The following is a 2,199-nucleotide window of genomic DNA, read 5'->3' on the forward strand; positions in this document are numbered from 1 at the left end:
CTCCACGCGAACATCCCGCACACCCCAGCGACGGTTGGTAAAGTCCGTCACCCTCACACGCCAGAACACCCCCTCGGGTCACGCTGACGGCAGGCATCCTCAAGGGCAGGCATGGCCCAGAGCCCGGTGGTTCATCCATACCGCCACATCGCACACCCGCAGCGCACTCACCGTCTCCGGCACCCCCGCGACCTGGCGCAGCGCGAGCAACTGGCGGTGCACAGCGCCGTCGTCCGCGCGCAGCGCAGCATGCAGCGCAAGCCAGAACGAGGGGCGCGGGCGGCCCAGAGCGCAGCGCACCAGACGGTCGTAGACCGGCAACAGCCGCGGACGCTTACGAGCCAAGAGCTTCCCAGCGATCACCCAGTCAACTCCGTACTGGGCGCAGAGGAGGTGCCAGGCCTGGTCCGCCGGCGAGCCGTCGGCCACGACGTCCGCTTCGGCGTCGACCATGTCGATGTCCCTGGGAACGGCGTGCAGCAGACCGGACAGCTGCGCGCCGAGGCGGCCCTCCAGGAGATCCAACGCGACAGACGCCGGAACGGTGACCGACAAGGCCTGCACCGCAACCAGGTCCTCCGCCGTGAACCGGTCGGCAGCTTCCGGCCGGTCTCCCCCACCCGCAAGATGCTCGAACCGGCTGCCAGTAAACGGCACCGCGCCGGGCGGCAGATCGATGCCGAAGTAACGCCGCAGATCACCCACAGCCCGCTCGGCACCCAGCAGCACGCGCAAACGCTGCCCCAACGACGTTCCACTGGGAAAGATCACGCGAACCCATCCTTCATCGAGGTGAGCGGCACCCAAGCCCCAACCGGCCATGTTTCACCGGCGGCACGAGCGCGTCGGTCGACGGATCGTATCCGCGGCAGCAGTCCACCGAATCCACGCTTCCCCGAACGAGCCCGCAGCTCACCGTTTAAACGATTCCTGTAACCGCAGCTCACAAATTCGCTTCCGCAGCTCTGCATCTGAAGTACAGTTAGCTCCAGCGTGCCATCGCACGATGCCGCCGCAGCCATCATTTGGGGGGAAAACCAACATGAGCCTGCCCATGCCCACGGCCGCCATCTCCGGCGTCCCGCTCACCGTCATCCCGTTCCGCGCCGGATCCGTCATCGGCGTCATCGACCTCCCCACCCTCCTCGCCCTCGTCCCCAACCCCAAGCGGGAAGAGGACAAGCAGGTGATGAAGAGGGCCACCCCGACCCAGCGCCGCCACGCCGAGATCCGCGCCCTGGTCCAGCGCACCGTGCGCGACACCCAGAAGAAGAAGAACATCCCCGCCTACGCCGCCTACCTTGCCGCGGGCATCAAGGGCGAGCACGGAAACGGCTGGTCCCACCCTCCCGTCACCCTCTGGGCTCCCCCGGAGGACGGCGTCGAGTCCGTCCGCGTCGACCCCACCGAGCTCGCCCCCGGTACCGGTATCTGCAAGGTGACCGTCGTCACCGGCACCCACGTCATCGCGATCGACGGCGAAACCCAGATGACCGCCTGGCACGAGATCGCCGAGAACCCCGACGACTACCGTCTCACCGCCGCTCAGCTCCGTGCCGTCCGCATCCCCTTCGAGCTGTATTGGGATCTTCAGATCTCCGAGGCGCGGCAGGTGTTCTTCGACCGCAACGTGCTCGGCGTGACCGTCGCGAAGAACCTGGCCATGTCCATGGACCAGCGCGACTTCGCGACCCAGCTCGCTCACGACATCGCCGGATCGGTCATCGTCACCAACGGCGACGGCACCAAGGTGCCGTTCGCCACGTTCGTTCAGGCCACCAAGCGGCAGCTGTCCGCGGGAGACCCCGAGCTCCTGACCCTGTCCGGCCTGCGCGCCCTGGTCGTCACCACCATGCTCGGCCGCCCCGGCATCGCCCTGTCCTCCGCCGCCATCACCGAGGACGACATCCCCGACGGCACCACCGCGGACACGGTGCGCGCCGAGGTGACCGACATCCTCTCGTGGTTCCTCGAGACGTACTTCCCGCTGTTCGCCGCCCGGACCGCCGTCACCACCCCGGCCCTCCTCGCCGGCCTCGGCGTCGCGTTCAACCGCGCGATGCCGTGGAGCACCGATGCCGACCGCCTCACCTCCTACCGCCTCGGCCAGCTCCTCGACACCGTCCAGTGGGACCGCGAAGCCGCCTACTGGGACGGAATCGCGGGCAAGGCCACCGCGACCGGCGGCATCTCCTTCGC

General features: G+C 68.3%; 2 protein-coding genes. One reads left to right on the forward strand and one right to left on the reverse strand.

Going from position 1 to position 2,199, the window contains the following annotated elements; genetic code table 11:
- Positions 1 to 99: 99 nt before the first annotated feature.
- On the reverse strand, positions 100 to 771 hold the full coding sequence (locus ABTZ59_RS36980) for a DUF6308 family protein (RefSeq protein WP_351013528.1): 672 nt from the start codon (positions 769 to 771) through the stop codon (positions 100 to 102).
- Positions 772 to 1,042: 271 nt separating this feature from the next.
- Between ABTZ59_RS36980 and ABTZ59_RS36985 the strand changes: the two genes are divergently transcribed.
- The coding region (locus tag ABTZ59_RS36985) for a DNA sulfur modification protein DndB (RefSeq protein WP_351425873.1) at positions 1,043 to 2,199 on the forward strand (1,157 nt) is incomplete at its 3' end.

It is taken from the genome of Streptomyces sp. NPDC094034 (assembly GCF_040303865.1).
GTDB lineage: Bacteria > Actinomycetota > Actinomycetes > Streptomycetales > Streptomycetaceae > Streptomyces.